The sequence below is a fragment of the Mycobacterium sp. Root135 genome, from assembly GCF_001426545.1.
Taxonomy (GTDB): Bacteria; Actinomycetota; Actinomycetes; order Mycobacteriales; family Mycobacteriaceae; genus Mycobacterium.
In genome coordinates, this window is sequence record NZ_LMEZ01000005.1 from 70251 (window position 1) to 96698 (window position 26448).

Genomic DNA, 26448 nt, shown 5'->3' on the forward strand with positions numbered 1-26448 from the left:
GCTGCTCGAAATGCGGGGTATCACCAAACGATTCGCAGGGGTCACGGCGCTCAGCGAGGTCAACCTCGCTGTGCGCCCTGGCGAAATCCATGCGATCTGCGGTGAAAACGGCGCCGGAAAGTCGACGCTGATGAAGGTGCTGAGCGGGATCTACCCGCACGGCAGCTACGACGGCGAGATCGTCTTCGACGGCAAGCCGGGTGACTTCAAGGACATTCGGTCCAGCGAGCGGCGGGGCATCGGCATCATCCACCAGGAGCTTGCGCTGGTGCCGGTGCTCTCCATCGCGGAGAACATCTTCCTCGGCAACGAGCACGCCTCCGCAGGCGTGATCAGCTGGCACGAGACCATGACCGACGCCGCACGGTTGCTCGCCCGCGTGGGGCTCGCCGAGAGCCCTCGCACCCGGATCGCCGACATCGGCGTTGGCAAGCAGCAGCTGGTCGAGATCGCAAAGGCCTTGTCCAAGAAGGTGAAGCTGCTCATCCTCGACGAGCCGACGGCCGCGCTGAACGACGAGGACAGCAGGCATCTGCTGGACCTCATCGTCGAGCTTCGCGACCAGGGGCTGACGTGCATCATCATCTCGCACAAGCTGGGCGAGGTGACGCGCGTCGCCGACAACATCACGATCCTGCGCGACGGCCACACCATCGAAACCCTCGCCGTGGACGACGACCTCACCGAGGAACACATCATCCGCGGCATGGTCGGTCGCGACATGACCGACCGTTTCCCCGAGCGGACGGATCACCCCATCGGCGACGTCACCTTCGCCATCGAGGACTGGACCGTGTTCCACCCGCTCGACCAACAGCGCAAGGTCGTCGACGGGGTGTCCATCAACGTCCGTCGCGGCGAGGTCGTCGGACTGGCCGGGCTGATGGGCGCGGGCCGCACCGAACTCGCGATGAGCGTCTTCGGGCGCAGCTACGGCAAGAAGGCAGGCGGCAAGGTCTTCAAGGACGGCAAGGAAATTCGCACGCGGACGGTGCCCGAGGCCATCGCCCACCGGATCGCCTATGCCACCGAGGACCGCAAGCACTATGGGCTCAACCTGATGGACGACATCGCGCGCAGCGTGACGCTGGCCTCGCTGGCCAAGGTCAGCCGCGCGTCGGTCATCAACGAGCACGAAGAGACGGTGGTCGCCGAGCGGTTCCGCAAGGACATGCACATCAAGGCCCCGTCGGTGCGCGCGACGACGGGCAACCTGTCCGGCGGCAATCAGCAGAAGGTGGTGCTGAGCAAGTGGATCTACGCCGACCCAGACGTCCTGATCCTCGACGAGCCGACCCGCGGCATCGACGTCGGCGCCAAGTACGAGATCTACACGATCATCAACTCCCTTGCCGCCCAAGGTAAGGCGGTCATCGTGATCTCCTCCGAACTACCAGAACTGATCGGTCTCTGCGACCGCATCTACACCCTCAACGAGGGCCGGCTGACCGGTGAGGTCGCCCGCGCGGATGCCAAGCAGGAGACCTTGATGCGCTACATGATGAAGGGACGCAGCTAGATGACCACCACCCCGACGGTGAGCACCGCCTCGAGTGCGCCCACGCCGTCATCACCGCCCACGTCGCCGGGTCACCGGCTGCGCGCGATGCTGCAGGGAAACTTCCGGCAATACGGCATGGTGGCCGCGCTCGCCGTGATCGTCATCCTGTTCCAGGTCTGGACCAGCGGCATCCTGCTGAAGCCGTTGAACGTCACCAACATCGTTCAGCAGAACGGGTACATCCTGATCCTCGCGATCGGCATGGTCATCGTGATCATCTCCGGTCACATCGACCTGTCCGTCGGCTCGATCGCCGGGTTCGTCGGAGCGATGTCCGCGGTCCTGATGATCAAGAACGACATGCCGTGGCCGCTCGCAGTACTGCTGTGTCTGCTCCTCGGCGCGGCGATCGGTGCGTGGCAAGGGTTTTGGATCGCCTACGTCGGGATCCCGTCGTTCATCGTCACCTTGGCGGGCATGCTGGTGTTCCGCGGTGCCACGCAGTACCTGCTGGAGGGGCAGTCCATCGCGCCGTTCCCCCGCAGCTTCAGCCAGGTCAGCAGCGGCTTCCTCCCCGACATCGGCGGCAGCGGTGGCCTTTACCACTGGCCGACGGTCATCCTCGGCGTGTTCGTCATGGCGGCGGCCGTCTGGCAGCAGGTGCGGCAGCGTAGGACGCAGTCCCGCTACGGCTTCGACGTCTCGCCGCTGGGCTGGTTCGTGTTCAAGTGTGCGGCCATCGTGGCCGCACTGGCAGCCTTCACCCTCCTGTTGGCCAGCTACCGCGGCGTTCCCGTGGTCGGCATCATCCTGGCCGTGGCGTTCGTCATCTACGCATTCGTCATGCGCAGCACCGTCTTCGGCAGGCAGGTGTACGCGGTCGGCGGCAACGAGGCGGCCGCCCGGCTGTCCGGCGTCAAGAACAAGCGCGTCACGTTCCTGGTGTTCGTCAACATGGGCCTGCTCTCAGCCCTGGCCGGTCTGCTGTTCGCGGCGCGGCTGAATTCCGCGACGCCGCAGGCTGGTATCGGCATGGAGCTGGAAGCCATCGCCGCGGCATTCATCGGCGGCGCCTCTGCCAGTGGCGGTGTCGGCACAGTGCTCGGCGCCATCATCGGTGGCTTCGTCCTCGGTGTGTTGAACAACGGCATGTCACTGATCGGCATCGGCAGCGACGTGCAGCAGGTCATCAAGGGCCTTGTCCTCCTCGCAGCCGTCGGCTTCGACATCTACAACAAGAAGAAGGGTGGGTCCTAGCATGGCGAGCGGCTTCATCGCGGATCGCTTCGCACACGACATCGTCACGTTCATGCGCAACTGGGCGCCCTACGGAGGGCCTCCCGCCGACGAGGTGCTGCCCGAATTCGGGCTGACGAGGGACCAGTTGGTGATGCGGTATCAGGAGATCATGACGGCGGCTGCCGCTCGCCGAGCACCGTCCAGCCGCCCGTCACCCGGCCGGTTGTCCCGCCCCACCAACCGTCCTGCCGGCGACTAGACACCAATCGCGGCACAGTAATTGGCCAGCACCCTGACGTGGGGAGCCACGGCCGCCAGCTGGTGCCGCGGCCGGGCGAAGATCTCCAACAGATAGCCGCGGTCAGCCGATCGCACTCCGACGGCCAGCACCGCGTGGTAACCCATCTCGGCCAGCAGGGCCGTCTCGGCGGGGTCGCAGTCCCGGAGCCCCGCCTCGGCGATGAACGCCGCACCGGTGGACGCCATCACCCTGGCCGTCCACGGATAGTCGGCCAGCGCGTACGTCGCGCCGACGTCGATCCTGCGGAGCTTCGCCAACCCGGAGTATTCGTCGAGCATGCTGTCCACACCGCAGACCGTACGGATGGAACTCCCGTCCTCGGTGACGTCCGACAGTGCCCACGCCGCCGCATCGACGGCGTTGTGCACCTGCATCGCAAGGACTTCCAGAGCCGCGGCGAGCTGCAGTGGCGCGTGTTCGTCGAGTATCGCGATGACACGGGGCACCAGCCGGTCGATCGCGGACGCGGTCTCCTCGGGGTGGGTGGTGCGCCGATTCGGACTGACGACCTGTGGCCGGTACACCCCGACGTTGTAGCGACCCGGCCCCAGCCGCTTGGCGTCCAGCAGAGCCGCGTCGGCGACCGCCAGCAGATCGTGTCCCGAAACAGTATGGGGCCCAGAGACGCTCGCGCCCCAGCTGAGGGTGACGTCGGCGCCGAGAATCCTCCTGACGCGGTGGCTCGTCTCACTGGCCACGCGCTCGGCCGAGTCCAGGGTGCAGTGCAACATCAGCACACAAAATTCGTCGCCGCCAAGGCGCACCGCCGTGACGTCGTCCATCGTCGACGCAACGTCGCCGAGGACCGAGCCGACCTCACGGAGCAACGCATCCCCGGCGGGATGTCCGTCCCGGTCGTTGACCCTCTTCAGACCGTCGAGGTCACCGACCAGTAGCGCCGCGGGCGTCGTCGTCCAGTCCACTTCCTCGAATCGCCGCTCGAGCTCGCGCCGGTTGGCCAACCCGGTCAGCGGATCCTGGTGCGCGAATCGCCACACCGTGCTGAACAACTCGGAGCGGCCGATGGCCACCGCGGTGTGCGCGGCGATGGCTTGCAGGAGCTGGACGTCGTCGGGACCGAATCTACGCCCGTCGACGCCCGCTGCCCAGAGCTCGCCCCACATGAGGTCCCCGTGCATGATCGGCACCGCGAGCTCGCTCTCCTTGCCGACACCGCGCAACCATTCCGCCTCTGAGGGATTGGCGTCCGCGTCGTCGACCGAGAACACGTAGGGGCGACCGTGTCGCAGCAGCGACATGACCGGACCGTCGTCGGTGACGTCGTAGATCTCGGCTTCTGGCCAACGCTGCTCGCCGGGCCCCGGCCTGCCGACGTTGATCAGCGTGCGAAGGTCGGTCTCGGCCTCCCACCGGCTGATGGACACCGCTGCCGCGTCGAGCGCCTGCAGCGCCTGCTCGGCGATGACCTCGAGGGCCTCGTCGAAGTAGTTGGCGCGCAGTACGGCGTTGGAGATCCTGAGTAGCGCGCGCAGGACGGGAGCGTCGGCCATGTCGATCTCGGCATCCCGCGCGCCCGCGTTCGGCTCTTTTGCCTCCACGGCAAGCGCGGCCAACGCCCGCCGCCGCTGCAACGCCCAGTCCGGCACTCGTACCCCCCAGCAACACCCTCGTCAGGCTCGAAGCCTACCGCCAGCAACCGAGTGCTCAGTCACCGATCTTCTGCTCAGGGGCCAACCGACCGTGCCGGACCATCAGTGCGGAGCGGTGGCGAGCCACTCGGTGATGCTCGCGACCACGTCACCGTAAAACGTGCGGTAGAGGTCCTCGGCGACGTAGCCGATGTGCGGTGTCACCAGCGCGTTGGGCAGCGATCTCAGCGGATGGTCGACCGGCAGGGGTTCGGTGTCGAAGACGTCCAGCGCGGCACCGCCGATCGAGCGGTCGGTCAGCGCCGCGACGAGCGCGGCTTCATCGACGATCGGTCCTCGCGACGTGTTGACCAGCCAGGAGGTCGGCTTCATCAGCGCCAGTTCGTCAGCGCCGACCAGACCGCGGGACCGGTCGCCGAGCTTGAGGTGGATGGTCAAGGTGTCGGACTGCCGGAACAGGTCGTCCTTGGACACCAGCCTCGCTCCGGCCGCCGTCGCCGTAGCGGCGTCGAGGTTCTGGCTCCAGGCGACGACGTCCATCCCAAAGGTGGTGCCGAGGCGGGCGATCTCCCTGCCGATGTTCCCAAGGCCGAGGATGCCGAGGACCTGCCCGCGCAGTTCCCGCCCTACCGAGGTCTGCCAGCCGCCGGAGCGAACGGAGCCGAACTCGTCGACGAGATGACGCGAGCTGGCCATGATCAGGGCCCAGGTCAGTTCGACGGTGGCGGTGGCGTCGTACCCGGTGTCGGTGACGACGACGTCGTGGTCGGCGGCGGCGCCGTAGTCGATCGACGCGTTGCCGGGACCGGTCGACGCGATCAGCTTCAGCCGGGGTAGTCGTTCGATGACCTCGCGCGGAAGCGGCGTGCGCTCCCGCATCACGCAGATGACGTCGAAGGGTTCGAGCCGGGCCACCAGGTCGTCCTGATCGGCGATGTGGTCGGCGAACACGGTGATCTCCGCCTGGCGTTCGACGGCCGACCAGTCGGCCATCGAGAGCGCGGCGTCCTGATAGTCGTCCAAGATCGCGATCTTCACGTTCGTGTCCCTTCCATGCGTTGACGAGACCTTCTCAACCTGCGACGGCTGTGCCACAGATACCGCAGACTTCGTACCGCCGGTGGCTCCACCGGGCAACGGGAACGAAGAACACGCTCAATTGTTTGAACTCATCCATCCGCGACCACGTCGTCGTGTTGTGGCAGCGCGGACAGGTCCGGGTCTGACCGTCACCGAGGAACTTCTGCTTGGAGCCGTACCCGAAGAGAAAGAACACTGCGGGTACATACCCGCAATCCGCCCCGCCTACCGTCGGCAATACCCGCTAGCCCCCACTGCACGGTCACGGTCGCAGCAAGGCATGTTGGGGGTCAGCATCGACGCCTCGGGCGGGGCTCTCGACAAGAGTTGAGGCATGGCAGCGAACAGCCCAGAACCCAACGAGATCTACCAGACCGCGACGATGGAGGCGCTGCTCGACGGCGTCTACGACGGCGACGTCGAGATCCGAGAGCTGTTGAGCCACGGCGACTTCGGGCTGGGAACCTTCAACGGTCTCGACGGAGAGCTGCTGATGCTCGACTCGGTGTGCTACCAGCTCCGGTCCGACGGCAGCGCCACCAGGGCCGCCGAGGACGAATTGGTTCCCTTCGCGGTGGTCACGCGGTTCCGTCCGCAACGGACCATCGAGGTGACCACCGAGTCCGATCGCGCGGCCGTGACCGCCCTGTTGGACACCAGCGTGGAGAGCGCCAACCTGATGGTGGCCGTGCGCATCCGCGGCGAGTTCGCGACCGTGCGCACCCGAACGGTCAGCAGGCAGGAACACCCGTACCGGCCGTTCACCGAGGCCACCCGCGACCAAGGCGAAGTCACCCTGACCGACGTGTCGGGAACCCTGGCCGGGTTCCGGATGCCGCAGTGGGTACAGGGCATCTCGGTTGCCGGCTACCACGCGCATTTCCTCGACGCCGACCAGACGCGGGGCGGCCATGCACTCGACTACCGCTTGCTCAACGGCACCGTCGAGATCGGCGTCTGCTCCGACCTTCACCTCAGCCTGCCCCGGACACCGCAGTTCGAGGCGGCCAACCTTTCCGACGTCGACGCCGACGGACAGATCCGTCGCACAGAAGGGCAGTGACATGGACACTGAGAAGAACTCTCCCTCAACACGTTCCGCACAGCGCATGGTCGACACCCTGTCGGCGTACGGCGTCGAGTTCATCTTCGGCATCCCCGGAGCCAAGATCGACGCGGTGTTCGACGCGCTCGACGACGGCGGGCCGCAGCTGATCGTGTGCCGTCACGAGCAGAACGCCGCCTTCATGGCCGCCGCCGTCGGCCGGCTCACCGGCACTCCCGGGGTCGCACTGGTGACCTCCGGACCGGGAACGACGAACCTGGCCACCGGCCTGGTGACCGCGAACACCGAGCAGGATCCGATGATCGCCATCTGCGGGGCCGTCGGCCGCGCCGATCGACTCAAGCGCACGCATCAGTCGATGAACGCCGCGGCGGTTCTCACCCCCATCACCAAGTTCACCGCTGAGGTGGCCCATCCCGACAACGCCGCGGAGGCGATCGCCAACGCGTTCCGGGCCGCCACCACGGTGCCACGGGGAGCCGCCGCCGTGGTGATCCCGTCGGACGTGGCGGCCGAGTCGACCGACGCCGTCGTCACCCCCGTCCCCGTCGCTCCACTGGGTGCCGCACCGGCAGAACACGTTTCCCGCGCCGCCGACCTGATCCGCAACGCCAGCCGACCGGTACTCCTGGTCGGGATGCGCGGTGGCGATCCCCGGGCCTGCGCGGCGATCCGCGACCTGCTCGCCGTCACCGACCTCCCAGTCGTCGAGACGTTCCAGGCGGCGGGAGTGGTGCCGCGCGAGCTGGTGGACCACTACGTCGGCCGGGTGGGACTGTTCCGCAACCAGCCGGGTGACGTGCTCGTCGACGAGGCCGACGTCCTCCTCACCATCGGCTACGACCCCGTCGAATACGACCCCCGGCTGTGGAACGCCGACCCCGCCCGCGTCGTCGTGCACCTCGACGAGGTCGCCGCCGACGTCGACGCGCACTACCAGCCTGCGCTGGAACTTCGCGGCGACGTCGCAGCCACCATTCGTGCCCTCATCCCCGAGCTGACGGGCCTTCGACTGCCGGAGTCGGCGGCGGCGTCCGTCGCCGAGAAGCGCGCCGCCTTGACCGCCATCGACGAGGCGGCCGCCACGCACCCCGACACCGAGGTAGGGGTCAACCCCGCGGCACTGGTACTCAAGATTCGCGACCTCGTCGACGACGACGCCACCGTCGCCTGCGACATCGGGTCCAACTACATCTACGCCGCCAGGCACCTCCGCGCCTACGAGCCCCGCCGACTGCTGTTCTCCAACGGCCAACAGACCCTCGGGGTGGCCCTGCCCTGGGCCATGGCCGCCGCCCTGGTCCGGCCGGGGACCCAGGTCGTGTCGATCTCCGGCGACGGCGGATTCCTCTTCAGCGCACAGGAATTGGAGACGGCAACCCGACTGGGGCTGAGCTTCACCCACGTCATCATGCGCGACAACACCTACGACATGGTCGGCTTCCAGGAGGAGTTGAAGTACGGCCGCAAGTCGGGCGTCCAACTCGCCGAGTACGACGTCGTCCACTACGCGGCGGCCTTCGGGGCCACCGGTGTCCGCGTGAGCGGGCTTGCCGACTTCGAGAGCGCCTTCAAGGAGTCGCTGGGCAACCCCGGCATCACCATCATCGACGTCTGCGTCGACTACCGCTCGAACACCGATCTCGCCAAACAGCTTCACGACGACGTACTCGAATAGGTCGACGGCGACCACGACCACCGAACACCCCCAGACACGAGGAGATTCACCCACGATGCCCACATCAACTGAAGCCAACCAGGGTCCAGACGTCGTACTCGTCGGCGCCGGAGTCATGAGCGCCACGCTGGGAGTCCTGCTCCGCGAGCTGGATCCGAGCCTGCGGGTGGAACTGTACGAAGTTCTGGATCAGCCTGCGCAGGAGAGCTCGAACGCGTGGAACAACGCCGGGACCGGTCACGCGGCCCTCTGCGAGCTGAACTACACACCCGAAACCCCCACTGGCGTGGACATTTCGAAGGCACTGCAGGTCAACACCGAGTTTGACCTCTCCCGTCAGCTCTGGTCCTTCCTCGTCGAGAAGGGCACCATCAAGAATCCGCGCAGCTTCATCAACCCCGTCCCGCACTACAGCTTCGTGCGCGGCGCGGACAACGTGGCGTTCCTGAAGCGGCGGTTCGAGGCGTTGTCCGCCCACCATTGCTACGAGGGCATGGAGTTCACCGACTCGGTCGACGAGCTCACCACGTGGCTGCCGCTGGTCATGGAGGGCCGCGACGCCCGCGAACCGGTGGCTGCGACGCGCATGGTGACCGGCACCGACGTGGACTATGGCGCGCTCACCTCCGAACTACTCGAATCCCTCGGCAGTTCGGGTGGATTCGCGGCTCATTACCGCACCCGGGTCCAGAACCTCAGCCGTGACGGCGACCGCTGGACGGTCCGGGTCAGGGACGAGCAGACCGGTGAGCACCGTGACGTGTCGGCGAAGTTCGTCTTCATCGGCGCCGGCGGAGGGGCGCTTCACCTGCTGCAGAAGTCGGGGATTCCGGAGGCCCGTGGGTACGCCGGCTTCCCGGTCAGCGGAGTGTGGCTGCGATCCGACGACGCCACCGTCGCGGAGCGCCACCACGCCAAGGTGTACGGCAAGGCGTCGGTGGGCTCACCGCCCATGTCGGTACCTCACCTCGACACCCGCCACGTCGACGGCAGTGTCTCGTTGCTGTTCGGACCCTATGCCGGGTTCTCGACGAAGTTCCTCAAGCACGGGTCCTACCTCGACCTGTTTGGCTCGATCGACCCCGAGAACCTGCTGCCGTTGCTGGCCGTCGGCCGCGACAACGCCGCCCTGGAGAAGTACCTCGTCGGTCAGGTCCTCGAATCCGACGACGAGCGCTTCGCGATGCTGCGGGAGTACTTCCCAGATGCTCGGCGCGACGACTGGCGGGTCGAGTTGGCCGGGCAGCGGGTGCAGGTCATCAAGAAGGACCCCGAGCACGGCGGCATCCTGCAGTTCGGCACCGAGATCGTGGGCTCCGGCGACAATTCGATCGTCGCCCTGCTCGGTGCGTCACCGGGTGCGTCGACGGCGGTGTCGATCATGGTCGACGTCATCGAGCGCTGCTTCTCCGACGAGATGAAGAATGACGGGTGGGCGGAGCGGCTGAAGGGCATGATTCCTTCGTACGGCGAGTCACTCGTCGACGACGCGGACCTGTGTCGGCGGGTTCGCGCCAGCACCGCGACTGTCCTGCAGGTCAACCAGCAGCCCACAAATCAAGGAGCCTCAGCATGATTCGCGCGTACCGCCTCTACACCGGTCCCGACGGCAACTCCCATGTCGAGCGCGGCAGCATCACCGGCGGACAGCTGGTGGACGCCGAGTCGATCGAATTCAAGGAAACGGCACCGCATTCGTCGTTCGACTGGCACAACGACCCGATTCCGCAGTACGTCATCACGCTGTCCGGCGTGCTGGAGTTCACGACGGTGGGCGGCGAGTCGTTCACCATCCACCCAGGCGACGTCCTGCTGGCCGTCGACCACACCGGCACGGGCCACGAGTGGCGGCTGCTCGACGACGCGCCGTGGAAGCGTGCGTACGTGGTGTTCAAGACGGGCGCGGACACCCACTTCGTGGCCGACCAGGCCTGACGAGACCGCGCGCCCGTTCGAAAGTTGGGATCGGTAGGCCCCCGGGTGCCGTGTACTTGCCTCACTTACACGGCAACCGAGGGAGTCGACCATGAGTTCAAGGTCTCGCACGAAGGCAGCGGGCGCTGCCACGCTGATGGCAAGTGTCGGCGCATTCGTCGGCGTGCTGTTCAATCCAGCCGTCGCGCAAGCTGATCCGCAGGGGAAGGGTCCATTCACATGGTGCCCCGGCCAGTATCAGTCGTTCCTCAAGTCGGGTCCGCAACGACCCAATTGGGACTGGAACGTCTGCCACACCTACTGGACTGTGTGGGACGTGCCGGGGAACGTGGCCGACTACGTGTGGGAGGGCGAGGTGCCTCCCGCCGGGATTCCGTTGGAGAACCTGACCCGGCCGCCGGTCAACTGCGGGTTGTTCTACTGCCAAGATCCCGGCGGTCACTACACGGTCGACCCGCGGCTTCCGGCACCATAGCGCCTATGCCCGAACGCGCCGTCACCCTCGAGACGCTCGGGGCGTGGGTGATCAAGTGCAATCCCCACCGCACCGACGTCGGGCCGATGCGTGCGGCTGGCGAGACGAAGCCGTCCTGGTGCGTCGCCGACAACTACCGGTCGCAGCTCATCCGCCCCGGCCAGCGTGTCCTGTTCTGGGTGTCGGCGCACCCGCGCCGAGGCTTCTGGGGAGCGGGGCGGGTCACCGGCGACGTCACGATGGAGGACGGTCAGCTGCACCTTCCCGTTCACATCCCGTTGTTCACCGAACCACTGACGGCCGCGGAACTGCAGACTGCTGCCGGCTTGCACTCCCTCGAGGTCTTCCGTTCGCCGCAGCAATCCAATCCGTCCTGGGTGAGCTTGGCTGAGTTCGCGCTCATTGGACGACTGCTGGCTGCTCGACCAGAATCGTCTGCATGACAACCTCTTTCGTCATACTTCAGGGACCTCGGTCGACGAGTAGTCGTTCGGGGTGGTGGAGGTAGTTGACGCGGGCTTGTCCGACGTCGATGGGTAGCGGTGGGATCCATTCGACGACGCCGTTGCGGATCTGAACCGTCCAGCCTTCTTCGGCGAGGCGGTTGTCTCCGCCGCAGGCGAAGACCACTTCGTCGATGTCGGTTTGTCCGTTGTTCTTGGCCCAGCCGTTGGTGTGGTGGACCTGAGCCCCGTAGCCGGGGACGGTGCACCCGGGTTTGGTGCAGCCGCGGTCGCGGGCGTGCAGGATGATTCGCTGCCCGACTGAGGCGAGGCGTTTGGTGCGGCCCAGATACAAGGCTTGGTTGGTGTGCTTGTCGAACACCGCCAGATAATGGTGCGCGTGGGAGGCCATCCGGATCACGTCTGCCATCGGGAGCAGTGATCCGCCGCCGGTGACACCTGACCCGCGCGCGGCTTCTAGGTCTTGCAGGGTGGTGGTGACGATGACGGTGACGGGCAGTCCGTTGTGCTGCCCCAGTTCACCGGAGCTCAACGCGGTGCGGGCAATCGCAATGAGCGCGTCATGGGTGCGTTGTCCGTGGTTGCGGGTGTCGTTGTCGATCTGCTCCTGACTGGGGGTGCCGGAGGTGCGGGGTTCGTGGTCGTCGGGGTTGCACATCCCGGGGGCGGCGGATTTGGACAGGCCCGGTTCCAGCGTGGCCCGTGCTTCGGGATCGAGCAGTCCGGTGATACGGCTCATCCCGTCGGCTTGCTGCGGCCCGATCGTCACGCCCCGTTTGCGGGCTCGGTCGCGGTCGTCGGGTTCGGGTCCGTCTTGGTCGATCGCGGCGGCCAACTTCTCCGCGGCCTTGCGCACCTCGTCCGGTCCGGTGCTGGACCCGACGACCACCAACGTCTTCTCCGAGAGTTCCCGCACCTCGGGGTCCACCCGGGCGGGCAGCTTGTCCAGGAACGACCGGATCTCCGTGACGTGCTCCGGGCCGATCGAGCCGTTACCCTGCGCCGTGGCGGTGGGGGCGAGCAGCGGGTCCAGGGGTTCGCCGTTCAACGCAGTCCTCGGGCCCAGCTCCTTGGCGTCGGCCAACCGGCGCTTGGCGTCCTTGCCCGAAATCCGCAACCGCTGCACCAACACGCTTTTCAGTGACTTGGCGCCCAGCTCGACGGCGGAGGCTTCGCGTTGCAGGCGGGCGATCACCTGATGCCCCACCGCCGGCAGCTGCCAGGTGACTGTTTCCAGTTCCCCCAACAGCTCCACCAGTTCGAGGTGGGTGAACTCTTCGAAGGAGCGCTCCAGGAGTTCGGCCGCAGCGGCCTGGTACGCCGCAACTGCTGCGGTGACCCGATCCGAACTCATACTCGAACACTAGTGCGACCCACCGACAAGAAACCCTGATCTGTGACAGCTGAAACCGAAGTGACACAGGGGGATTGGACCCGTCCCCAATTCGCTCAGAGGCGGGCACTCGCACTCCCCGGCGGAGAGCTTCGACCGTTGTCGGTCAGGATCTGGCCGCGCATTGCACAATTACTACGTCCACGCCCTCGAAGGGAGACACCGGTGAGCAAGCATTACGGCTCCATCGCGTTCACCGATGCCGTCGTCGGCGTGCAGCGCGAATACGGCAGTGACGGCTTCTACGGCCGCAAACGAGTGCAGGGCAACGCCGCTCCCGGGATCGACGCGCTCACCGACGACGAGCGCGAGTATCTCGCCGAACGGGACAGCTTCTACCTCGCCACCGTGAGCGAGACGGGGTGGCCGTACGTCCAGTACCGCGGTGGCCCAAGGGGTTTCCTGCGCGTCGTCGACGACCACACCATCGGCTGGGCCGACTTCCGGGGCAACCTGCAATACATCAGCACCGGAAACGTCGGCGGCGACGACAGGGTCGCCATCATCGCCCTGGACTACGCGCATCAGCGGCGGTTGAAGATATTCGGCCACGCCCGCGTCGTCACGGTCGCCGAGGACCCGGCCTTGGTCAAGAGTTTCGCGGATCCCGGCTACTCCGCCGAAGTGGAACGCGCCGTCCTCGTCACCGTCGAGGCGTTCGACTGGAACTGCCAGCAGCACATCACTCCGCGCTTCAGCGCCGCCGAACTCGAACCCCACCTCGCGCCGCTGCGCCGTCAGCTGGCAGATCTTCAGGCCGAGAACGCACGACTGCGCGAGGGACTCGGAAGCGACGATCCGTCCGCCCGTTAGTGTGCTTTGGTCGGCCCCCAGCGAACTGACCGATAGAAAAGAAGAGCACATCTATGACCGCAGCAGCAGAAACGTCGGAGCTCGAATCCCGAGTCGGCCACCACTACCAGGCTGACGGCACCTACCTGGTCGGACGCGAGAAGGTTCGCGAGTTCGCCCGTGCGGTGCAGAACTATCACCCGGCGCACTGGGACGTCGCCGCTGCCGCGGAACTGGGCTTTCCCGACGTCGTGGCCCCGCTGACCTTCACGTCGACCCCCGCCATGGCCTGCAACCAGCGCATGTTCGAGTCCGTGGTCATCGGATACGACATGTACCTGCAGACCGAAGAGGTCTTCGAGCAGCATCGGCCCATCGTGGCAGGCGACGAGCTGACGGTTGACGTCGAGCTGACGTCGGTCCGCCGGATCGCCGGTCGGGACCTGATCACCGTGACCAACACCTTCACCGACGCCGCCGGCGAGCGCGTTCACACGCTGCACACCACCGTCGTCGGCGTGACCGGTGAGGACGTCGACCCGGCGATCAGGCCGGCCATTCAGGGCGTGATGATGCACGACGTCAACCTCCTCGGCGTCGACGAGTCGGGTGCGGCGTACGAGAAGACCGTGCGGCCCGACGGCGAGGTGCGAATCTCCGACGGCGGTGCGACACGCACCCCGTCGGCGACGTCCTTCGACGACGTGACGGTCGGCGACGAGCTTCCGGTGCATCACGCCCGGCTCTCCCGCGGCGACCTGGTCAACTACGCAGGCGTGTCCGGCGACGCCAATCCGCTGCACTGGGACGAGGCCATCGCCAAGCTGGCCGGGCAGCCCGACGTCATCGCCCACGGCATGTTGACCATGGGCCTGGGTGCCGGCTTCGGCTCCGCCTGGCTGGGCGACCCCGGCGCCGTCACCCGCTACGCGATCAGGCTGTCCCAGCCCGCCATCGTGTCGGCCTCCGGTGGCGCCGACATCGAGTTCGGCGGTCGGATCAAGTCGCTGGACCCCGCGACCCGGACCGGTGTCGCCATCGTCACTGCGAAGTCCGCGGGCCGGAAGATCTTCGGCCTGGCCACGCTGGACGTCCGCTTCCGCTGACGCGTCAAGGATTCGCGGTCGCGAGGCCGGATGAATCCCGACGCGGGACGGCGTTCGACGGGGCAGACGGGTCATCTCGACTCGTTCTCCCCCTTGGGCGTTCAGAAGGAGTAGGAACATGAGCTTGGTCGACGAGTTGGTGCCCTCGCGCTACGCAGTGCAGGTCGGCGACGTCGAGGTGATGGTGATCAGCGACGGAGTGTTGCCGATAACCGCCTCCACGATGGCCACCAATGCGGCGCCCGCCGAGTTGTCGGCGTGGCTCAAGGACATGTATCTACCTCCGGAGATCACCGATTGGCCCCTCAACGTGGCCGTCGTGCGCAGCGGCGACAAGGTGATCCTCGTCGACTCCGGCCTCGGGTCGGAGTTTCCGGGCTTCCCGCGCGCCGGGCAGTTGGCGATGCGACTGGACGCCGCAGGCATCGATCCCGCCACGGTGACCGACGTGGTGCTCACCCATCTGCACATGGATCACATCGGCGGGTTGCTCGTCGACGGGCTGCGGGGGCGCCTACGAACGGATCTGCGGGTCCACCTGGCGGCCGCGGAGGCGGACTTCTGGGAGGCACCGGACTTCTCCCGCACCGTCATGCCGGAGCCGATCCCCGAGGTGCTTCGCTCGACTGCGACGAAGTTCCTCGACCTGTACCGCGGCCAGCTTCGACCGTTCGAGACGGAGTACGAGGTGGCACCCGGCGTGCTGATCCGCCGCACCGGCGGGCACACCCCCGGCCACAGCATCGTCCGCGTCGAATCCCGCGGCGAGGCTTTGACTTTCGCCGGCGACGCGGTGTTCCAGCCCGGATTCGAAAAGCCGGACTGGCAGAACGGTTTCGAACACGATCCGGAGGAGTCCACCCGGGTTCGGCTGCGGCTGTTGAAGGAACTGGCCGCCACCGGTGAGCAGTTGGTTGCCACCCACCTGCCCTTCCCGTCGCTGTGTCACGTGGCCGAGGCTGGCAACGCCTTCCGTTTCGTGCCGACCAACTGGGATTACTGACTCAGCGGTGGCGGCGGGAACGTTCCACTCGGCGGGGACCCGCTGCCCCGTGGTCGTTCACGTCGGCACCTCCAACGTCGTGATGCGCAACCGCACCTCGTCGAGCATCTCGGGGACGGACGCGAAGTCGTCGGGGTGGATGGGCTCGCCGAAGATCACGTAGACGGTGTGGCCGAAGACCGGAAACTTCTTGTCCACGGGCAGCAATTCGTTGGCGTTCACCAGACGGACGGGGATGATCGGCACGCCCGTGCGCTTGGACAGGACCGCAACGCCGGGACGGTACGGCGCGGATTCTCCTGGCAGTACGCACTTCTGCTCGGGGAAGATGCCCACCAGGGCCCCGTCGAGCAACGCCTGCGTTGCGCTTTCCATCGCCTGCTTCCCCGACTCGGAGTCCCCTCGGACGACGGGGATCTGGCCAAGCACCTCGACGAGCCAGCGGGTCAGCGGCGACTTCCACAGTTCTGCCATGGCCATGGCGATCGCCTCTCGGCGCAGGGCCGCCAAGATGAAGAGTACGTCGACCATCGACGTGTGGTTGGCGGCCAGCAGCACCGCACCCTTGGCGGGCACCACGTCGGCGTTCACGATCGTGGTCTTGACGACGCGCGTGAATCCCAGCGTCCACAACACCAGCCGAATGGACCACGTCACGAGCCACGCGCGCGTGCCGAGGCCGCGCGACCGGGGTCGTCCCAACCGTCGGGCCATCCGCCTCCCCAGACCCGCCAGCCCCTGCGCCCGGCGTCGCTCCCCAGTTAACCTCATGGCGTGAGCTGCAACTGCGATGACGGCACCGCTGAACGGGGTTCGTTGTCGCGGCGGTCCCTGCTGGCGGCGTCGAAGTCGACCGCCGTCGGCGCGGCCGTGGTGAGCACGTCGGCACCCGCGACGGCCAGCCCGCAGGAGGCTCCCGCAACCCTGCCGGAGAAGGCTCTGGTCACCCTTGGCGTCCAGGCGGCGACGACCTCTACCAAATCGATTGCGGCTTGGGCTCGTTGAATGCCTTCACCAACGCCGGGTTTACGCGTCAAGAGGATGTTCATCACTCACCTCATTTGCAGGCCGGGGAACTTGTCGAGCAGCCCGGAGTAGACGAGCCGCAGCACGTGCGTGCCCATTTCGGCAGCAAAGCCCCACGATGCGAGATGCATGCCGTTCGAGACGTACGGTGCGAACCACGCGTCCATCACGGCGGGGTCCGGCGTCGTCGGGTGCAGATAGATCGGTGCGCCCGGCGACTCGGCACAGGCGAACAACGGCTCGTAGGCCGGGTCGTCGAGGTAGCGACCCTGGCAGTGCCCGTTGAGCAGGCCACCAGCCATCCCCAATTCGGTGTCCGCACACTGGAATTCCCGCGCCGCGGCGTTGGGATCCTATGTTGCCAAGGTGGCGAAGCCGCCAAATCGTTTGGGGCGAGCGCGCACCGACTCGGCGAGGTCGTCGTTCGCGGACCTAGGTCGACGGCACGGGTGGCGTCCGGTTCGTCCTGAACACCCGGGTCGCCGGACCCCCCGTGTTCCACCAGGTGCGTACCGGGCAGCCCGAAGCGCGAACCGACCAGCCGGACCTCCGTCATGATCGGCGTGTGCCGACCACCGCGGGGTCGACCGGCTAGCGGGAAGGCGCCAACGCGAGAAGCGGACCGCGCACCCATGCGTCGACCTGAGCTTGGCCGGCGAGGCGGACGACGTCGGGACCGCTTACTTGCTGGGCTACCGCGAGAGCTTCGCGCTCTCGCTTGCGGTGCGTACGCCAGGACCAGCGGACGATGTGATCGGGGTCCGTGAAGATGGTTCGCAGGGGTGGCTCGTAGTTACCGTTCCACAGTTCGACGTGGTGGATGTGTCGTCGCAAAGTCCGGCGCACCACCCGTTGGGTAACCGTCCATCTGTTGTGGTTCAGCCAGACAAGCGCGTCGGCGCGACTCGATAGCAGAGACCGCACCTGTGCGTACTGCCATTCGATGACCCAGGCTGGGCCAGAGGTGAATTGGTCGACGTCGGCAGCGAACGTCGACCGGGGTATCCAGTTACGACCGTGGTGCAACGAATCCAGTTCGACCGTCGGCAGTCGGAGCGTCTCGCTGATCGTTTCTCGCAGTGTGCTCTTGCCTGCGCCGGACGGCCCGGTGATCAGGATGCGCCGAGTCGTGAGAGGAAGGGGATCCTCGGGGCCGAGCAGCACGGACGACAATCTATCGGGGTGCTCGGCCCCGTCACTACCCGCGGGCGTGAGGTGATGCCGAGCACCGGCGGGTTCTCGTCGACGCGGCCGGGTCGTGACCGCCGGTCGGGGCACCTGCCGCCACAGCCCGTCAACGAACGATGACGATCGTCAACGATTGATGACGCGCGTGAGCGCGTCCCCTACCCGGAGACCGAGCGCCCCCTGGTTTGTTCGCCCCGACGACGGGTACGACGACTGGCGTGAGCAGACCGATGACGGTGGTGACCGTTGCCTCCGCGCCGGTTCGGCGATCTCCGACCCACGAGGAGCGCGAATGACGGACCACCCGCCAGGAGTCGAGAGTCAGCTCACCGTCAGGCGCGACACCACGGCCAGTCGGCAACGGGTGTGGGACGTGATGGCCGACGGCTGGACCTATTCGCAGTGGGTCGTGGGCAACAGCCGCATGCGCGCCGTGTCGCCGGACTGGCCGACTGCGGGCAGCACCATCCATCACTCGGTTGGCGTGTGGCCGCTCCTACTCGACGACCAGACGGTGGTCGAGGAGTGCGTGCCGCAGGAGCGGCTGGTGCTGCTGGCGAAGGGGCGACCGCTCGGGAAGGCACGGATTACGCTGTGCCTCTTCGACATCGAGGGGGCTGGCTGTCGAATCGAGATGGCCGAGGTTCCCGTCGGCGCACCGATGGGCTGGGTGCCCGACCGGCTGGCACTGGCGGCGGCCATCCCACGCAACCGCGAATGCACGTGGAGGCTGGCGGCGCTCGCCGAACGCAAGGTCTCCGACGGCGGGGATTAGGCCCTAGGGAATAGCGTGCGCCAGCTCACGTGTTGGGTCAGACCATGAGGCACTTCACCGAAGATGAGCGACGTCGGTTTCTCGAGGACAAGCGGGTCGGCGTGTTGTCGGTGGCCGCGGACAACGGCCGACCGCCCGCCAGTGTGCCGATTTGGTATGACTACACCGCCGACGGCCACATCCGGATCAACACGGGGACGAACTCACGCAAGACGCGTCTGATCGAGCAGGCCGGTGCGGTGACGATGGTCGTGCAGCGCGAGGAGCCGCCCTATCAGTACGTCGTCGTCGAGGGCACGGTCGTGGACACCAGCCCAGCGCCACTAGAGGTGAGGGAGGCCATCGCCATCCGCTACCTCGGCGACGAGGGCGGACGTGCCTTCGTCGAGGGCATGGGTGACACGCCGAGCACCCTGTTCACCGTGCGGCCAGACCGCTGGATCACCGCCGACTTCGCCGGGGACGTGTAGCTCAGCCGTTCCGCACCGCGTCGACCACGCGGGTGCAGACCAGGTCGACGACGTCGTCGGTCATGGCCGTCGACAAGGCGAGCAGCCCGTTTGTGCCTGCCAGCACGCCCGCCTCGTAGAGCCGCCACCACGTCGCGGTCGTGTCCTCGACCATCACGCGAAGCAGTGACCCATGGCCGTTGACGGTCAATCCGGCGTCGGTCAGCTGCTGACGCAGCCGGTCACCCTTGCCGTTGAGCGCCGCCACGTCGGCGTCGGCGAATCGACGAAGGGCGACCATGCCCGCGGCCATCGTGACCGGGTTGGCGCTGAACGTCCCGCCCCATCCGACCGGCCCGTCACCCAGGGGGCTGAAGGCAGCCAGCACGTCGGCCCGTCCGCCGACGGCGCCGACCGGGAACCCGCCGCCGATGACCTTGCCCAGCGCGACCAGATCTGGCGATATGCCATAGGACTGGTGAAACCCGCCGACCCCTAGGCGGAAGGTGATCACTTCGTCGACGGCCAGCAGAGCTCCGTGGGCGGTGCTCAACGACCTTGCTGCCGTAGCGAACTCGCGGGACACCGGCCGCAGGCCCGCGCGGTTCGGCATCAGGTCCAACAGGATCGCGGCGACGCGGTCACCGTGATGCCGCATGGCGTCCTCCAGGGCCCCGACGTCGTTCTGCGGCAGGACGATCGAGCCGTCCACGGCGCTGCGGGGAACACCGCGTGCGTCGGTGGACACCACACCGTCGTACGTGCCGTGATAGCTGCCGTCGAACCGCACCACGACGTCGCGGCCCGTGTGGGCACGCGCACCGCGGATGAGCATCATGACGGCCTCGGTGCCAGAGTTGCAGAAACGCCACTGCGGCAGCCCGATTCGTGACCCGAGTGCCTCGGCCATCTCGACTTCGTGGGCCGTTGGCAGTCCGAACGCGGTCCCGTTGGCGGCTACCGATGCCACCGCCGCGAGGATCTCGGGGTCGGCGTGCCCGTGGATCAGCGCGGTGTAGTTGTTGTTGCAGTCGATCGTCCGGTGTCCAGCCGAGTCGACGACGTACGGGCCCTCACCCTTGACGGCGTAGGGCGGGTGCGGTCTGACGAACAGCGTCGACCGCGTGTTGCCGCCCGGCATCACGTCGACGGCGCGGGCGAAGAGCGCGTCGGCCTCGGTCATCGCGAGCTGACGGTCCGGCTCTGCTCGCGCATGAAGCCCGGCAGGTACCACGGTCCGAGCCCGCCCTTGCCCGAGGACCCGCTGGCCTTCCAGCCGCAGAACGACTGCAGGCCGGGCCACGCCCCGGTGGTGGCGCCCTCGCGGCGGTTGACGTAGACCACGCCGGCCTGGATCTCGTCGAGGAAACGATCCGTCTCGTCCTCGACGGCGCTGAAAATGCCTGCGGACAGGCCGTATTCGACGGCGTTGGCCTCCACGAGGGCGTCGTCGATGCCGTCGACGGCGGTGACCGTGACGACGGGGGCGAACAGTTCCTCACGCGTGAGCCGGTGCCCGCGCGGCAGGCCAGTGATGATGGTCGGCGCGACGAAGTGGCCGGGCCCGTCCGGAGTCGCGGCGCTTGTGACGGTGGCCCCGTCGCCTCGGGCGTCGGCCACGGCCGCCCGGACCCGTGCGGTGATGGCGTCGTCGATCAGTGGTCCGACGAAGACGTCGGGCCGGGTGGGGTCTCCGACGACGACGTCCTTCACGCGTGCCGCCAGGCGCTCGACGAGGTCATCGTGGACTGCGCTTTCGACGATGACCCGCCTTGTGGCGCTGCACTTTTGACCCGAGAAGCCAAATGCGGACCGCACGATTCCCTCGACGGCGTCGTCGAGGTCGGCACTGGCCATGACGATGGCCGGGTTGCTGCCGCCCATCTCGGCCAGCACGGGCTTGGCGTACGCACCGCTGGACAGCGACCGGATGATTCCCCAACCCACCTCGGCGGACCCGGTGAAGGCAATGCCGTCGACGTCGGCTCCGACGAGCAACTCACCCGTGCGCGCTCCGCCGTGGACGACGTTCAGCACCCCGGCGGGCAGCGACTCGGACAACAGACGGGCGGCCAGCGCCGTCGAGCGGGGCGTCTTGTCGGACGGTTTGAGAACCGCCGTGTTTCCGGTGACCAGCGCGCCGACGGTCATGTTGACCGCCAGGGCGACGGGGAAGTTGAACGGCGCGAGGATGCCGAATACGCCGTAGGGCCGCAGCACGTCGGTGGTCGTGTCGGTCGCCGTCGGCCGAAGTGGTGTCACGAACCCGTCGTTGAGTTCGATTTGCGCGCAATAGTGTTCGATCAGGTCGACCGATTCCTGCGCCTCGGCGAGCGCTTCGATGCGCGACTTCCCGGTTTCGGCCGAGATGGTCGCCGCGATCTCGACGACGTTCTCGGAGAATCCGTTCTTGGAGGCGCGCAACGCTGCCGCGCGCTCGACGAACGACAGGGACCGCCAGCCGCGGGCGGCCAGACGCGCCGCGGCCACCGCGTCGCCGACGACCTGCTCGGTGGCGGCGTGGGCGCGGGCGACGACGCGACTGGGATCGCTGGGGTCGCGCCGGTCGAACACGTCGCCGTTCCGACGGACCTCACCGCCGACGACGTGTGCCAGCGGCTCGGGAACGTCGGTGCGACACCCCTCGAGAGCGTGCTCGAAGTGGTCGTCGAGTTCGGGGTTCAGCGACGTGCTGCCGTAGTTGAGCGTGGTCATGGGAGTCCTTTCAGACAATGGGCCGAGACGGGATGCCTGCGGTGACGCGGTCCGGCGCCCAGGCCGACGACCAGGAGAAGGTGGGGACGCTGTCGAGGACCGCCTCGGCCGCGACGAGGCCGATGGCCGGAGCGAGCTGGATGCCCGAGCCACCCGCGCCAAGCGCGCAGATCACCGTCGGCTGCTCGGGGTGGCGACCGACGATTGGCCGGTGGTCGGGGCTCATCGGGTAGATCCCCTGCCAACTTCCGCTGACGGCGAGGTCGTCGGCGACGTTGAGCCGCTCGGCCATCAAGGTGAGCACTCGTTCGACGTCGTCCTCACTGACACGCCGGAGCCGGACGTCCGGCGAGACCGCTTCGTGCACGCCCTCGTCGGTGTGGAGGCCCGCGATCAGCTGGTTGGCGCGCTCAGCCCGGAAGTACACGCCGTCGGTACCCGAGTCGGGCACGTAGTCCATGACGAACGGCAGCAGCGGTTCCATCGGCGTGCGCAAGTCCACGGTGACCGCGCCGTGCAGCTGTGGGTGAAGTGCGACCGGCGCACCGAGACGTTCGCCGACGATCGCACCCCATGCGCCCGCGGCGTTTACCACGACGTCTGCGGTGAAGGTCTCCGTGGACGTGACCACCTTCCACGTCCCGTCGGCGCCAGGGACGGCACCGAGCAGATCGCAGGTGGTGGAAATCCGCGCACCCGCCGCCTTGATCATCCGTGCCGCCAAGGTGCAGTACTCGTACCCGTCGATGTAGCCGTCGGACTCGCCGTAGAGACCACCGATGCGGTCGGCCGTCACGAGCTGTGGCCACCTGCTCGAGATCTCCTCGACGGTAAGGACTTTGGAGTCGCCGACTCCAAATTGCCGTTGGGTCGCCACGCTGCCTTCGAAGGAGGCGATGTCGTCTGTCGTCGACCCCAGCCGCAGGTAGCCACAGGCGACGAAGCCGAGGCCGTGGTCGGCGGCCATTCGGTCGTAGAACCGTCGGCCGTACACGCGGGCTTCGACGTCGTCGGCCCGGAAGTACTGCGTCTCGACCATTCCGACCGAGCGGCCCGACGAGCCTTCGCCCGGGTGGCTTCGTTCGATCACGTGGACGTCGGTGACGCCGCGATTGACGAGTTCGAGAGCCGTGGACAATCCGAGGACGCCGGCTCCGATCACGACCACCTTTGGGGCCGTTGTCATTACGCCTCCAAGCTGAGAAAGTTCGCCGAGCCGGCCTGCACGACCGGCCCGCGAGCGCTGCCGACAGCCGGCAACAATCAAATCCTATAGTTGAGTTCTTTTAAGTACAAGCGGCATCTTGGCGCCCGATCACCCGGCGCTCCGACGGATCGGTCATGGGCTGAGGCCGGAAAGCGCTGCGAGACCTGCGATTCAGCGGCGTCCCGCACCGAGCGCGGCCAGACCCGTCGCAGGTGGCACTCCCGGACCCCGGTTCCCAAATGACGTCCGCACCACCGTATTGGTACGTATAGTCAGGCCTGATCTATACGAATCGATACGGAGAGCTGTGCTGCCAAGTCCATACTCCCCCGGCGCCGTGCCCGTCTATCTCGCGGGCCGCGGTGCCGAATTGGAGACCATCCGCACCCGCCTGGCGCGTACCAGAATGCTAGGTCGCTCCGGCGGGCCGTTGCTGGCGTTCTACGGATCCCGCGGCCTCGGCAAGACCTCGTTGCTTCGAGCGGCCCAACGGGAAGCCGCCGCGGCCGGTTACCTAACCGTGTGGGTGACGGGCCGGGACGACGTCGCGCTTGCTCCGGACCTCGCGGCGTCGTTGACCGAGGAGATCGGCCGCCGGTCGACGAGCCAGAAGGCCAAGGGAATTCTGCAGAGCCTCAGCAAGGTCCAGGTCGAGGTGGGAGTTCCCGGCGCCAAGGTGGGGGTCGAGGCCGACCGGACCCGCGCGTCCGCCGCCGTCGAACGCAGCCTCGCCGACGCCGGTCGCTTCGCGCGCCAGCACGATCACCATGGCCTCGCGGTGTTCGTCGACGAGTTCCAGGAGGCCCAACTGGCCGACCGGCGGTCTCTGCTGATTGCGCTTCAGCACTTCGACGGCGCACCGGAGGGCTACCCCGTCGCCATCATCGCCGCGGGCCTGCCGTCGCTCCTGGGAGCGGTACCGGAGGCCGCCACCTTCGGGGAACGCACCGACTTCGTCGAGATCGGCCTGCTCGGCGAGGTCGCGGTCGCGGAGGCGTTGCGGCTGCCTGCCCAGGAACTCGGGGTGACGTGGTCGGACGACGCGATCCTCGCGGCCATCGACGCCGCCGCGGGCTATCCCCACCGAGTGCAGTTGATCGGCGATGCCGCATGGGAGGCGGGCCGTCCGCAACGCGGCGACGTCATCGAGCAGGCTCAGGTCCGGCTGGGCGCCGAGCGCGCCGAACAACGGATGGCGGCGGTGTTCCGTAGCCGAATGGCGAAGATCAACCCCCAGCAGCGGCGGGTCGTCACGGCCATGGCCGAGCTTGGCGACCACCCGGTGTCGCGCGCGGCCCTCGCCGGGCGTCTTGGCATCACGTCCGAAGCGCTGAGCCGACCGCGCCAAGAACTCATCGACCGCGGCCTGATCGAGTCGGCGGGGCGCGGCCTCCTCCGTTTCACCATTCCCGGCTTCGCGGGCTTCCTGCGCGCCAATCCCGACCTGGAGTGATCCCGGCTCAGAACGGGCCTGCGCCGGCGTGACCCTCGTAGTCGACGTCGCCGACTTCGGACACCTTCTCAGGTTCCGGGGCGGGGGGATGCTCGTCAGCCTTGTCCGTGGGCCAGTCGGTGGTCGTCACGGGCGGCGGCGGATCGGGGAGTGGGGCGTCGGCGGTCGTCATTGGCGAGTACTACCCCGGCAGGCGGGAAGCCATGCCTGGAAACCCCGCACGAGGTTGCCGCGCCAACCACCCCCCAGCGGGCCGCTCGGCACTGTAATATATCAACTGGCGATCACCCGGTCCTCGCCTTCGGCAGAGTGGGACGATCGCAGGCTGCACTACCGGCAACTCAGAAGGGCCGTCTCATGACGATCAGCGTGTTCGAATTGTTCTCGATCGGCATCGGACCGTCGAGTTCGCACACGGTGGGTCCGATGCGAGCCGCCGCGAGATTCGTCGCCGACCTGGAGACGCTCGGCGCACTCGACGACACGGTCGACGTCCGAGTGGACCTCTTCGGCTCCTTGGCTGCCACCGGGGCCGGACACGGCACGATGACCGCCATTCTGCTTGGCCTGCAGGGCCTCGTTCCCGAATCGCTCGAGACCGAGGAGATGGAGCGACGCATCGACGCGATGCGCGCGACCGGTCGCATCACCCTCGGCGGTGCGCACGAGATAGCCCTCACCGAGGGCGACTTCATCCTGCGACCGTTGACGATGCTGCCCTTCCATCCGAACGCCCTGACGATCACCGCGCGCGACGACTCCGACGCCGAACTGCATCGCGAGACCTACTTCTCCGTCGGCGGCGGCTTCGTCGTCACCGAGGCCGAGAGCCGCGAGACCACCTCGGGCCAGGTCGACCGGCACCCGTCGAGCTTCGGATCGGCCAAACAACTTCTCGAGCTGTGCCATGAGAAGGACTGCAAGATAAGCGATCTCATGCTCGAGCTCGAGACCGCCACCCGGGAGGCCTCCGAGGTCCGGGCCCGCCTTCTGCACATTCGCGACGTCATGGTGGAGTGCGAGCTTCGCGGTGTCGGCCGTGGCGGCAACCTGCCGGGCGCATTGCAGGTGCGCCGCCGCGCCAAGGACTGGTTCGAACGGCTCAAGGACGAAGATCCCGACCGCAGTGCCGAATTCGCCGAGGACTGGGTGAACCTGGTGGCGCTCGCCGTGAACGAGGAGAACGCCTCGGGCGGACGCATCGTCACCGCACCCACCAACGGTGCCGCCGGCATCGTGCCCGCGGTGCTGCACTACGCCATGCACTACACCCCGGCGGGCAAGCGGGACCGCGACGAAACCACGGTTCGCTTCCTGCTCGCCGCCGGTGCGATCGGTTCGCTGTACAAGGAACGGGCCTCGATCTCGGGTGCCGAGGTCGGATGTCAGGGCGAAGTGGGTTCGGCGGCGTCCATGGCTGCGGCCGGGCTTGCCGAAATCCTCGGCGGCACAACGGAACAGGTCGAGAACGCCGCCGAGATCGCGATGGAGCACAGCCTCGGGCTCACGTGTGATCCGATCGAGGGGCTCGTCCAGATTCCGTGCATCGAGCGCAACGCCATCTCTGCGGGCAAGGCGATCAACGCCGCCAGGATGGCGCTTCGCGGCGACGGAACCCACCGCGTCAGCCTCGATCAGGTCATCGAGACGATGCGCACCACGGGCGCGGACATGCATTCGAAGTACAAGGAGACCTCCACCGGCGGCCTCGCAGTCAACGTTCCGGTCAACTACGTCGAGTGCTGAGACCGCCGGTTACGGCCTAAACGCGTAGTGCGCGAGCGCGTTTCAAAAGACCCCGGTCCAGCTCCCCGAGCGGGAGACCGGGGGTGTCGTCGAGGTCGATGACGGCGTCGAGCCGGCGCATCACGCGTTGCGCGCTGATGCCGAAGCAGGCGAAGGTCTGTTCGTCGGTCGGCTGTGAGCAGGGCCCACACGCGACCACGAATTCGAGAATCCTACGGTCATACCAATCGAGACGCATCGTCGCTC

The 26448-nt window shown here is 67.3% G+C and carries 28 protein-coding genes and 1 pseudogene; 17 read left to right on the plus strand and 12 right to left on the minus strand.

Features of this window, described 5'->3' with window-relative positions; all coding sequences use genetic code 11:
• The first annotated feature begins 10 nt into the window (after positions 1-10).
• Genes mmsA through ASD37_RS11495 form a run of 3 tightly spaced genes read left to right on the plus strand, consistent with a single transcriptional unit; the run spans position 11 to position 2999 of the window.
• The gene (gene mmsA, locus ASD37_RS11485; protein ID WP_056553029.1) at positions 11-1519 is read left to right on the plus strand and encodes a multiple monosaccharide ABC transporter ATP-binding protein; all 1509 of its coding nucleotides are present in this window, start codon (positions 11-13) and stop codon (positions 1517-1519) included.
• Positions 1520-2758 carry a multiple monosaccharide ABC transporter permease gene (mmsB, locus tag ASD37_RS11490; RefSeq protein WP_056551134.1) on the plus strand — a complete coding sequence of 413 codons (1239 nt, stop codon included), beginning with the start codon at positions 1520-1522 and terminating at the stop codon, positions 2756-2758.
• 1 nt (position 2759) lies between these two features.
• Entirely contained in the window at positions 2760-2999 is a 240-nt protein-coding gene (locus ASD37_RS11495) for a hypothetical protein (protein ID WP_056551135.1), read from the plus strand.
• Here the strand turns inward: ASD37_RS11495 and ASD37_RS11500 are convergent.
• The 3 genes from ASD37_RS11500 to ASD37_RS11510 form a co-directional block, all read right to left on the minus strand.
• Positions 2996-4648, minus strand: a complete 1653-nt coding sequence (locus tag ASD37_RS11500) for a diguanylate cyclase domain-containing protein (RefSeq protein ID WP_235568075.1) — start codon at positions 4646-4648, stop codon at positions 2996-2998. The genes ASD37_RS11495 and ASD37_RS11500 overlap by 4 nt on opposite strands.
• 105 nt (positions 4649-4753) lie before the next feature.
• Positions 4754-5689 carry a D-2-hydroxyacid dehydrogenase family protein gene (locus tag ASD37_RS11505; RefSeq protein WP_235568084.1) on the minus strand — a complete coding sequence of 312 codons (936 nt, stop codon included), beginning with the start codon at positions 5687-5689 and terminating at the stop codon, positions 4754-4756.
• A 34-nt stretch (positions 5690-5723) separates the two neighbouring features.
• Positions 5724-5927, minus strand: a complete 204-nt coding sequence (locus ASD37_RS11510) for a zinc-ribbon domain-containing protein (RefSeq protein WP_056551136.1) — start codon at positions 5925-5927, stop codon at positions 5724-5726.
• A gap of 138 nt (positions 5928-6065) precedes the next feature.
• On the opposite strand from ASD37_RS11510, the gene budA reads away from it, so the two are divergent.
• From budA to ASD37_RS11540, 6 genes are all read left to right on the plus strand, one after another.
• A complete protein-coding gene (budA, locus tag ASD37_RS11515) occupies positions 6066-6794 on the plus strand; it encodes an acetolactate decarboxylase (RefSeq protein WP_082570095.1) in 729 nt (242 codons plus the stop codon).
• Position 6795: 1 nt separating this feature from the next.
• Positions 6796-8475, plus strand: a complete 1680-nt coding sequence (gene alsS / locus ASD37_RS11520; protein WP_056551137.1) for an acetolactate synthase AlsS — start codon at positions 6796-6798, stop codon at positions 8473-8475.
• Between the two features lie 55 nt (positions 8476-8530).
• The gene (mqo, locus tag ASD37_RS11525; RefSeq protein ID WP_056551138.1) at positions 8531-10051 is read left to right on the plus strand and encodes a malate dehydrogenase (quinone); all 1521 of its coding nucleotides are present in this window, start codon (positions 8531-8533) and stop codon (positions 10049-10051) included.
• Entirely contained in the window at positions 10048-10410 is a 363-nt protein-coding gene (locus ASD37_RS11530) for a cupin domain-containing protein (RefSeq protein WP_056551139.1), read from the plus strand. The genes mqo and ASD37_RS11530 overlap by 4 nt, the downstream gene beginning before the upstream one ends.
• A 91-nt stretch (positions 10411-10501) precedes the next feature.
• Positions 10502-10885, plus strand: a complete 384-nt coding sequence (locus tag ASD37_RS11535; RefSeq protein WP_156720855.1) for a hypothetical protein — start codon at positions 10502-10504, stop codon at positions 10883-10885.
• Between the two features lie 5 nt (positions 10886-10890).
• On the plus strand, positions 10891-11328 hold the full coding sequence (locus ASD37_RS11540) for a hypothetical protein (protein WP_056551141.1): 438 nt from the start codon (positions 10891-10893) through the stop codon (positions 11326-11328).
• Between the two features lie 19 nt (positions 11329-11347).
• Here the strand turns inward: ASD37_RS11540 and ASD37_RS11545 are convergent, their stop codons facing one another.
• Positions 11348-12703: an HNH endonuclease signature motif containing protein gene (locus ASD37_RS11545; protein WP_056551142.1), complete on the minus strand. Its 1356-nt coding sequence runs from the start codon at positions 12701-12703 to the stop codon at positions 11348-11350.
• A 204-nt stretch (positions 12704-12907) separates the two neighbouring features.
• Between ASD37_RS11545 and ASD37_RS11550 the strand changes: the two genes are divergently transcribed.
• The 3 genes from ASD37_RS11550 (at position 12908) to ASD37_RS11560 (ending at position 15643) form a co-directional block, all read left to right on the plus strand.
• The gene (locus ASD37_RS11550; RefSeq protein ID WP_056551143.1) at positions 12908-13555 is read left to right on the plus strand and encodes a pyridoxamine 5'-phosphate oxidase family protein; all 648 of its coding nucleotides are present in this window, start codon (positions 12908-12910) and stop codon (positions 13553-13555) included.
• 53 nt (positions 13556-13608) lie between these two features.
• Entirely contained in the window at positions 13609-14640 is a 1032-nt protein-coding gene (locus ASD37_RS11555) for a fused (3R)-hydroxyacyl-ACP dehydratase subunits HadA/HadB (protein WP_056551144.1), read from the plus strand.
• Between the two features lie 118 nt (positions 14641-14758).
• Positions 14759-15643: an MBL fold metallo-hydrolase gene (locus tag ASD37_RS11560; protein ID WP_056551145.1), complete on the plus strand. Its 885-nt coding sequence runs from the start codon at positions 14759-14761 to the stop codon at positions 15641-15643.
• Positions 15644-15700: 57 nt separating this feature from the next.
• Here the strand turns inward: ASD37_RS11560 and ASD37_RS11565 are convergent, their stop codons facing one another.
• Positions 15701-16357, minus strand: a complete 657-nt coding sequence (locus ASD37_RS11565) for a 1-acyl-sn-glycerol-3-phosphate acyltransferase (RefSeq protein WP_162253256.1) — start codon at positions 16355-16357, stop codon at positions 15701-15703.
• A 60-nt stretch (positions 16358-16417) separates the two neighbouring features.
• On the opposite strand from ASD37_RS11565, the pseudogene ASD37_RS32195 reads away from it, so the two are divergent.
• Positions 16418-16702 (plus strand): annotated as a pseudogene (locus tag ASD37_RS32195) (MBL fold metallo-hydrolase); the annotation flags it as partial.
• Here ASD37_RS32195 and ASD37_RS32200 read toward each other — a convergent pair.
• Positions 16696-16971, minus strand: coding sequence for an amidohydrolase family protein (locus ASD37_RS32200; RefSeq protein WP_235568094.1), 276 nt, complete (start codon positions 16969-16971; stop codon positions 16696-16698). The pseudogene ASD37_RS32195 and the gene ASD37_RS32200 sit on opposite strands and share 7 nt — an antisense overlap.
• A gap of 289 nt (positions 16972-17260) precedes the next feature.
• Complete coding sequence (locus tag ASD37_RS11580; protein ID WP_056551148.1) at positions 17261-17833, minus strand: AAA family ATPase; 573 nt, start codon at positions 17831-17833, stop codon at positions 17261-17263.
• A 316-nt stretch (positions 17834-18149) separates the two neighbouring features.
• Between ASD37_RS11580 and ASD37_RS11585 the strand changes: the two genes are divergently transcribed.
• Positions 18150-18632, plus strand: a complete 483-nt coding sequence (locus ASD37_RS11585) for an SRPBCC family protein (RefSeq protein WP_056551149.1) — start codon at positions 18150-18152, stop codon at positions 18630-18632.
• A gap of 44 nt (positions 18633-18676) precedes the next feature.
• A complete protein-coding gene (locus ASD37_RS11590; protein WP_056551150.1) occupies positions 18677-19102 on the plus strand; it encodes a pyridoxamine 5'-phosphate oxidase family protein in 426 nt (141 codons plus the stop codon).
• Position 19103: 1 nt separating this feature from the next.
• Here the strand turns inward: ASD37_RS11590 and ASD37_RS11595 are convergent, their stop codons facing one another.
• The 3 genes from ASD37_RS11595 to ASD37_RS11605 are packed head-to-tail and all read right to left on the minus strand — an operon-like array spanning position 19104 to position 22982.
• Positions 19104-20264 carry an aspartate aminotransferase family protein gene (locus ASD37_RS11595; protein WP_056551151.1) on the minus strand — a complete coding sequence of 387 codons (1161 nt, stop codon included), beginning with the start codon at positions 20262-20264 and terminating at the stop codon, positions 19104-19106.
• The gene (locus ASD37_RS11600; RefSeq protein ID WP_056551152.1) at positions 20261-21796 is read right to left on the minus strand and encodes an aldehyde dehydrogenase family protein; all 1536 of its coding nucleotides are present in this window, start codon (positions 21794-21796) and stop codon (positions 20261-20263) included. The genes ASD37_RS11595 and ASD37_RS11600 overlap by 4 nt, the downstream gene beginning before the upstream one ends.
• A gap of 10 nt (positions 21797-21806) precedes the next feature.
• Positions 21807-22982: an FAD-binding oxidoreductase gene (locus ASD37_RS11605; protein ID WP_082570097.1), complete on the minus strand. Its 1176-nt coding sequence runs from the start codon at positions 22980-22982 to the stop codon at positions 21807-21809.
• A gap of 328 nt (positions 22983-23310) precedes the next feature.
• Between ASD37_RS11605 and ASD37_RS11610 the strand changes: the two genes are divergently transcribed.
• Positions 23311-24456, plus strand: a complete 1146-nt coding sequence (locus ASD37_RS11610) for an AAA family ATPase (protein WP_056551154.1) — start codon at positions 23311-23313, stop codon at positions 24454-24456.
• A gap of 7 nt (positions 24457-24463) precedes the next feature.
• Here ASD37_RS11610 and ASD37_RS31440 read toward each other — a convergent pair whose 3' ends face one another.
• Complete coding sequence (locus ASD37_RS31440) at positions 24464-24628, minus strand: hypothetical protein (protein ID WP_156720856.1); 165 nt, start codon at positions 24626-24628, stop codon at positions 24464-24466.
• 185 nt (positions 24629-24813) lie between these two features.
• Between ASD37_RS31440 and ASD37_RS11615 the strand changes: the two genes are divergently transcribed.
• Entirely contained in the window at positions 24814-26202 is a 1389-nt protein-coding gene (locus ASD37_RS11615) for an L-serine ammonia-lyase (RefSeq protein ID WP_056551155.1), read from the plus strand.
• Positions 26203-26218: 16 nt separating this feature from the next.
• On the opposite strand, the gene ASD37_RS11620 is transcribed toward ASD37_RS11615, so the two are convergent.
• On the minus strand, positions 26219-26440 hold the full coding sequence (locus ASD37_RS11620; protein WP_056551156.1) for a hypothetical protein: 222 nt from the start codon (positions 26438-26440) through the stop codon (positions 26219-26221).
• Positions 26441-26448 lie beyond the last annotated feature (8 nt).

Coding starts and splice junctions, on each gene's coding strand:
- ASD37_RS11495 (WP_056551135.1), top strand. CDS start 2,760: ATGGCGAGCGGCTTCATCGCGGATCGCTTCGCACACGACATCGTCACG.
- alsS (WP_056551137.1), top strand. CDS start 6,796: ATGGACACTGAGAAGAACTCTCCCTCAACACGTTCCGCACAGCGCATG.
- ASD37_RS31440 (WP_156720856.1), bottom strand. CDS start 24,628: ATGACGACCGCCGACGCCCCACTCCCCGATCCGCCGCCGCCCGTGACG.
- ASD37_RS11530 (WP_056551139.1), top strand. CDS start 10,048: ATGATTCGCGCGTACCGCCTCTACACCGGTCCCGACGGCAACTCCCAT.
- ASD37_RS11560 (WP_056551145.1), top strand. CDS start 14,759: ATGAGCTTGGTCGACGAGTTGGTGCCCTCGCGCTACGCAGTGCAGGTC.
- ASD37_RS11600 (WP_056551152.1), bottom strand. CDS start 21,796: ATGACCACGCTCAACTACGGCAGCACGTCGCTGAACCCCGAACTCGAC.
- ASD37_RS11590 (WP_056551150.1), top strand. CDS start 18,677: ATGAGGCACTTCACCGAAGATGAGCGACGTCGGTTTCTCGAGGACAAG.
- ASD37_RS11535 (WP_156720855.1), top strand. CDS start 10,502: ATGAGTTCAAGGTCTCGCACGAAGGCAGCGGGCGCTGCCACGCTGATG.
- budA (WP_082570095.1), top strand. CDS start 6,066: ATGGCAGCGAACAGCCCAGAACCCAACGAGATCTACCAGACCGCGACG.
- mmsA (WP_056553029.1), top strand. CDS start 11: ATGCGGGGTATCACCAAACGATTCGCAGGGGTCACGGCGCTCAGCGAG.
- ASD37_RS11605 (WP_082570097.1), bottom strand. CDS start 22,982: ATGACAACGGCCCCAAAGGTGGTCGTGATCGGAGCCGGCGTCCTCGGA.
- ASD37_RS11595 (WP_056551151.1), bottom strand. CDS start 20,264: ATGACCGAGGCCGACGCGCTCTTCGCCCGCGCCGTCGACGTGATGCCG.
- ASD37_RS11620 (WP_056551156.1), bottom strand. CDS start 26,440: ATGCGTCTCGATTGGTATGACCGTAGGATTCTCGAATTCGTGGTCGCG.
- ASD37_RS11585 (WP_056551149.1), top strand. CDS start 18,150: ATGACGGACCACCCGCCAGGAGTCGAGAGTCAGCTCACCGTCAGGCGC.
- ASD37_RS11615 (WP_056551155.1), top strand. CDS start 24,814: ATGACGATCAGCGTGTTCGAATTGTTCTCGATCGGCATCGGACCGTCG.
- ASD37_RS11555 (WP_056551144.1), top strand. CDS start 13,609: ATGACCGCAGCAGCAGAAACGTCGGAGCTCGAATCCCGAGTCGGCCAC.
- ASD37_RS32200 (WP_235568094.1), bottom strand. CDS start 16,971: ATGGCTGGTGGCCTGCTCAACGGGCACTGCCAGGGTCGCTACCTCGAC.
- ASD37_RS11565 (WP_162253256.1), bottom strand. CDS start 16,357: ATGGCCCGACGGTTGGGACGACCCCGGTCGCGCGGCCTCGGCACGCGC.
- ASD37_RS11540 (WP_056551141.1), top strand. CDS start 10,891: ATGCCCGAACGCGCCGTCACCCTCGAGACGCTCGGGGCGTGGGTGATC.
- mmsB (WP_056551134.1), top strand. CDS start 1,520: ATGACCACCACCCCGACGGTGAGCACCGCCTCGAGTGCGCCCACGCCG.
- mqo (WP_056551138.1), top strand. CDS start 8,531: ATGCCCACATCAACTGAAGCCAACCAGGGTCCAGACGTCGTACTCGTC.
- ASD37_RS11545 (WP_056551142.1), bottom strand. CDS start 12,703: ATGAGTTCGGATCGGGTCACCGCAGCAGTTGCGGCGTACCAGGCCGCT.